The organism is bacterium, from assembly GCA_027622355.1.
Classification (GTDB): Bacteria; UBA8248; UBA8248; order UBA8248; family UBA8248; genus JAQBZT01.
On sequence record JAQBZT010000181.1, the window covers coordinates 1 to 6,191 of the forward strand.

Sequence of the window (6,191 nt, forward strand, 5' to 3'; positions counted from 1 at the left end):
GCCCTCAACAACCTGGGTGTTGTCCGCAAGAGACAGGGGCAGGCCGGGGAGGCGATCGAATGCTACGAGCGCGCCCTCGTGCTCGACCCGGATGCGGCGGAGGTGCACAACAACCTGGGGCTGGCGCTGAAGGAGGGGGCCCGGCTCGAGGCGGCGGTCGCCCATTTCGAGCGGGCGCTCGCCCTTCAGCCCGGCTATCCCGACGCCCTCTGGAATCTGGCGCTGGCCCGGGAGGAGATGGGCCAGGTCAAGGCGGCGGAGGCGGGCTATCGCGCCTTTTATTCGGCCACCCCGACGGACGGCGCCCGCATCCGGCTGGCGACCCTCCTTCCTGTCATCTATTCATCGCTCGATGAGCTGCGGGCGCACCGGCGGCGGCTGGAGGAGGAGGTCGATCGGCTTCACCGGGCCGGGGTCTCGCTCCGCGATCCGGCCGAGGAGGCGCCCTTCACGAATTTCTATCTCGCCTATCAGGGCATGAACGATCGGGATATCCAGAAAAGGATCGCGGAAATCTACGCCCCTTCGGCCCGAAGGGAAGTGGTGCTCGCTCCGCCTTCCCGGCGGGGGGAGCGGATCCGGGTGGGCTTCATCTCCAAGCATCTTTTCGGCCACACGATCGGCCACTACATGCGCGGGTTCATCGCGAATCTGGATCGGGAAAAGTTCGAGGTCAGCGTCTTTTCGCTGGGCGACTACCGGGACCCCACGGGCGGGTACATCCGCGAGCAGGCGGACCGGTTTTATCTTCTGCCGCCGGTGCTGGAGAAGGCGCGCGCGGCGGTCGCGGCCTGCGGCCTCGATGTCTTGTACTATCCCGACATCGGGATGGACCCTTTCACCTACTATCTCGCCTTCACACGGCTGGCCCATGTGCAGTGCGCGAGCTTCGGCCATCCGGTGACGAGCGGGATTGAGGCGGTGGATTATTTCGTCTCAAGTGCCTCCGCCGAGCCCGAGGGCGCGGAGGAGCATTACACCGAAAAGCTGGCGCGCCTCGAAAATTTCCCGACATACTACCAGCGCCCGCCCGAGGAGGCCGCGCCGCTGGATCGCGCCCGCCTCGGGCTCCCGGCGGATGCCCACCTCTACCTTTGTCCTCAGAGTCTCTTCAAACTGCGGCCGGATTTCGACGGGCTGCTCGGAGAGATTCTGCGGGGCGACCCCCGCGGCCGGATTCTCCTTCTGGAGGGCGCGCACGCCCATCTGCGCGAGATGCTCATGGCGCGCTTCCGGGCGGCCTTTCCGGATGCGGCCGAGCGGGTGGTGTTCGTTCCCAAGATGGGCTGGGCGGAGTTTCTCTCCCTGCTCGCCGGGGCGGACGTGATTCTCGACACGCTGCATTTCAGCGGGGGGCGCACGAGCCTGGAGGCGCTGGCGTACGGCACCCCAATCGTGACGCTCCCGAGCGCCTTCATGCGGGGGAGGGTCACCTATGCGTTCTACCGCCAGATGGGGCTGATGGATTGCGTGGCGGATGCGCCGGAGGGATATGTGGAAGCCGCGCTTCGCCTGGGGAGGGATGCGGATGCCCGCCGGGAGATGCGAGAGAAGATCCGCGCGGCGAACCATGTGCTCTACGAAAACAAGGACACCCTCGGCCAGTTCGAGAATTTTCTTGAGGGCGCTGTGGAGAAGGTCCGCTAATGCGGCAGGGCGCGCTTACGGATCTTGCGTCTCCTGCAGGTAATTTTTCTTGAGGGATTCGATCTGTTCGGGACGTCCCATGGCGAAGAGCGTGTCCCCACTCTGAATGATGAAATTCGCCCCCGGATTGAATATCATTGTCCCGGCGCGCCGGACGGCGATGACGTAAACTCCCGTCTCCTGGCCGATTTGCGACTCCCGTATGGGAAGGCCCACCAGCTTCGAGCCATCCAACACGGTTGTTTCCTCGAAGTCCCAGTCCTTGCTCGTGTAGCCGGCGATGGCGTCGAAGAAGCTGGCCAGCTTCGGGCGCAGCAGCGACTCGGCCATGCGGTGTCCCCCCATCATGTTGGGGGAGACGACCCGGTTGGCGCCGGCGTCTTTCAGGATGGGGATCGCGTTGTCGTCGTCCGCCCGGGCGACGATGAAAAGATTCGGGTTCAGGCGGCGGGCAGAGAGGGTGACGTACACGTTTTCCGCGTCTGTGGGCATCGAGCCGATCAGCCCGTTGGCCCGCTCGATACCGGCCTGGATCAGGGTCTGATCCTTGGTGGCGTCCCCTTGGACCACGAGAATGCCCTCCTCGTTCAGGGAGGCCGCCTTCTCCGGGTTGTTCTCGATGACGACGAATGGTTTTCCTTCTCTTTCGAATTCGTGGGAGATGATGTTCCCGATCTTGCCGTAGCCGCATACGATGTGATGGTTGTGAATGTTCTCAAGCTCGCGCACCCTTTTTCGCCTCCCGAAAATTTGACGGACACGCCCCTCAATCATGTTTTCGGCGATGCTCGCCATCACGTAAAAAACGCTGCCGACCCCCAGCATGAGAAGAAAGGCGGTGAACATCCGGCCGGTCCGGCTGAGGGGGTGGATCTCGCCATATCCCACGGTCGTCAGGGAGATGATCGTCATGTAGAGCGAATCATCCAGCGGCCATCCCTCGATGAGGGTGTACCCCACGACCCCGATGAGGATGATGCCCACCAGGATACCGCCGAGACGGACGATCTGTGGCAAAAACGGCTCCCCCCTTGGGAAATGTTCCCCGGCTTCCGGCCGGCGCAAAGCTGGAGAAAATGATTCGCCGCCCCAATCAGTTTACCTTACCAGACCCAGTTGTTTGAAAAGGGGAAAAGCCGAAATTTTCCCCGCAAACCGGACCTCCGGCGGCCAAACAGCCGCCCGCTCCGAATATAGGGAAAAATCGTCTTTTTGGGCACTGCAGAGAAGGCGGAGGGCCGTGAAATTCCGCCCCGGGAGAATTCCATCCGCGGCGCGGATTTCCGCCCCGCGGCGGAAGGGGGGGGGCGGTAATTGGATTGCTCCGTTCTGCCGACGTATAATAGCGCTAGTTTCCCATACAGCCATGGAGCTTGTTCGCCGGCGGAGCGTTCCCGCGGCGGGGTATTTTATCCGTGACCACCACAGGAAGTTCGTGCAAGTGAAAGGGAGTGAGATGAGCAATTTTAAATCGGATATCAGGGATGGGATGCGGATCGACTGGGATGTGCCCATCGAGATGGAAGACGGAATCGTCCTGCGGTGCGACGTTTACCGCCCGATCGCAGATGGCAAGTACCCCGTCATCATGACTTACGGGCCCTACGGCAAGCTGCTCCATTTTGAGGATTTGTATGCAGACCAGTGGAAGCGGATGGTGGAGGAGCATCCGGACGTGCCGGCGGGCTCCACGAACAAGTATCAGAACTGGGAAGTGGTCGATCCCGAAAAATGGGTGCCCGACGGTTATGTGTGCATCCGCGTGGACTCGCGCGGAGCGGGCCGCTCGCCGGGCGTCATCGACATCTGGTCCCTGCGCGAGGCGCAGGACCTGGCGATCTGCGTCGACTGGGCCGGCGTGCAGGACTGGTCGAACGGTAAGGTGGGCCTCAACGGCATCTCCTACTACGCCGAGAACCAGTGGCAGTGTGCAGCGCTCCAGCCCAAGCATCTGGCAGCGATCTGCCCGTGGGAGGGAGCGGCTGACTTCTACCGCGACATGGCGCATCACGGCGGCATCTTCTGCAACGGCTTTACCAAGGATTGGTCGGAAGCGCAGGTCTATACCGTGCAGCACGGCAAGGGGAAGAAAGGCTTTCGCTCGCGCATGAACGGCGATTGGGTCTCCGGGCCCATCACGCTGACCGAGGAAGAACTCGGCGCGAACCGCAACAACTTCTACGAGGACTGCCTGTCGCGCAAACTCGATTCCGACGAGTTCTGGCAGTCGCGGATGCCTGACTGGTCGAAGGTGAAGGTGCCGATGCTCTCGACCGCCAACTGGGGTGGACAGGGCCTGCATCCGCGCGGCAACTTCGAGGGTTTCGTGCGCTCCGCGTCGAAGGAGAAGTGGCTTGAGGTCCACGGCATCGAGCACTGGACGCACTTCTACACGGACTACGGCGTGGATCTGCAGAAGCGCTTCTTCGGCTACTACTTGAAAGGCGAAAAGAACGGCTGGGACAAGCAGCCCAAGGTACAGCTCCAGGTGCGCCACCCGGGCGAGAAGTTCGTCGAGCGCCACGAGAGCGAGTGGCCGCTCGCCCGCACCCAGTGGACGAAGTTTTTTCTCAACCCGGCCGATAATTCCCTCTCCACCGGCCCCCAGAAAGAAGCGGGCGCCGTCACCTACGGCGGCTTCAGCGACGGCGTGACCTTCATGACTCCGCCGCTCAAAGAGGACGTGGAGATCACGGGCCCGATCGCCTCGAAGCTCTGGGTTTCCTCCTCGACGAGCGACGCCGACCTGTTCCTGGTCGTGCGCGTTTTTGCGCCGGACATGAAGGAGGTCACCTTCCAGGGTGCGCTCGATCCGCACACCCCGATCGCGCAGGGCTGGCTGCGGGCCTCCCACCGCAAGCTCGACAAAAAACTGACGCTGCCCTACCGGCCCTATCACACGCATGATGAAGAGCAGCCGCTCGAGCCCGGCAAGGCGTATGAGGTGGACGTGGAGGTCTGGCCGAGCTGCGTTGTTGTGCCCAAGGGCTACCGCATCGCACTCTCGGTGCGCGGGTCGGACTACGTCTATCCGGGTGATTCAAGCGTGAAGCTCGGCAAATACTCCAACTGGAACGGCTGCGCGGTCTTCCGCCACGACGACCCGGCCGACCGGCCGGCGGCGATCTTCGGCGGCGATGTCACGTTGCACACCGGGCCCGACAAGCAGGCCTACGTGATGCTTCCCATCATCCCGGCGAAGTAGGGATGGGAAGGAGAGAATGAGATGAATATGAAGGGGGGAGGGGCGACTCTCCCCCCTTTTTGCTTCGGACAGTGATTTCCTGATCCGGAAGACATCTGCTGTGGAGAAGAAGGAGGGGGATGCGATGAGCCAGGTCCACGAGGATACTTTGATGCGGAGCGAAATCCGCGACGGGATCCAGATCGACTGGGATGTCCCCATCGAGATGGACGACGGCCTGATCCTCCGGGCGAACGTCTACCGGCCCATCGAGGCAGGCGAGTACCCGGTCATCATGACCTACGGCCCCTACGCCAAGGACCTGGCCTGGCAGGATGGCTACGAGACGGTATGGGAGCTTTTCTCGAAGGATCATCCCGACGCCATCGAGGGATCGAGCAACATTCACCAGAGCTGGGAGGTGGTGGACCCCGAAAAGTGGGTGCCGGACGGCTACGTCTGCGTCCGGGTGGACTCGCGCGGGGCGGGCCGCTCGCCCGGCGTCATTGACTGCTGGTCCCCCCGCGAGACGAAGGATTATCACGACTGCATCGAGTGGGCGGGGGTTCAGCTCTGGAGCAACGGCAAGGTCGGCCTGAACGGCATCTCCTACTATGCCATCAACCAGTGGCACGTGGCGGGCCTTCAGCCGTCCCATCTCGCCGCGATGGTCGTATGGGAAGGCGCCGCCGATTTCTACCGCGACATGAGCCACCAGGGGGGCATCTACACTCCCTTCCTCGATAACTGGTACGAGATGCAGGTCCACTCCGTTCAGCACGGAGTCGGCGAGCGGGGCCACAAGAGCCGGGTGACGGGCGAGTGGGCCGCCGGCCCCGAAACGCTCTCCGATGCGGAGTTGGCGAAAAACCGCGTCGATCTGGGCGATCTGTCCCTGGAGCATCATCTGGACGGTCCGTTCCACCGGGATCGCTCGGCCGACTGGTCGAAGGTGAAGACTCCCTTCCTCTCGGCGGCGAGCTGGGGCGGCCAGGGCCTGCATCCGCGCGGCAACTTCGGGGGCTTCACCTGGGCCGCCTCGGAGGAGAAGTGGCTCGAGTGCCACGGCCTGGAGCACTGGACGGAGTTCTACACCCCCTACGGACAGAAGCTGCAGAAGCAGTTTTTCGGCCACTATCTGAAAGGAGAAGACAACGGCTGGAAGAACCGGCCGCGCGTCATGCTGAAAGTCCGCCATGTGGGCGAGAAATTCATCGAGCGCGGCGAAAGCGAGTGGCCGCTCGCCCGGACGAGGTGGACGAAATTCTACCTCGATTCCGCCCACATGAGCCTGGGGGCCGAACCCGCCGCCGGGGCGGGGAGTATCACGTACAAGGGGATGAGCGACGGGGTGACCTTC

General features: G+C 63.0%; 4 protein-coding genes. 3 read left to right on the forward strand and 1 reads right to left on the reverse strand.

Annotation, left to right across the window (positions count from 1 at the left end; translation table 11 throughout):
- Nucleotides 1–1,647: tetratricopeptide repeat protein (locus tag O2807_10620; protein ID MDA1000950.1), on the forward strand; the 1,647-nt coding region annotated here is incomplete at its 5' end.
- Nucleotides 1,648–1,662: 15 nt separating this feature from the next.
- Here the strand turns inward: O2807_10620 and O2807_10625 are convergent.
- Nucleotides 1,663–2,664, reverse strand: coding sequence for an NAD-binding protein (locus tag O2807_10625; GenBank protein ID MDA1000951.1), 1,002 nt, complete (start codon nt 2,662–2,664; stop codon nt 1,663–1,665).
- A gap of 439 nt (nt 2,665–3,103) precedes the next feature.
- On the opposite strand from O2807_10625, the gene O2807_10630 reads away from it, so the two are divergent.
- Nucleotides 3,104–4,852 carry a CocE/NonD family hydrolase gene (locus tag O2807_10630; protein ID MDA1000952.1) on the forward strand — a complete coding sequence of 583 codons (1,749 nt, stop codon included), beginning with the start codon at nt 3,104–3,106 and terminating at the stop codon, nt 4,850–4,852.
- 124 nt (nt 4,853–4,976) lie between these two features.
- On the forward strand, nt 4,977–6,191 hold a 1,215-nt coding region (locus O2807_10635; protein MDA1000953.1), incomplete at its 3' end, for a CocE/NonD family hydrolase.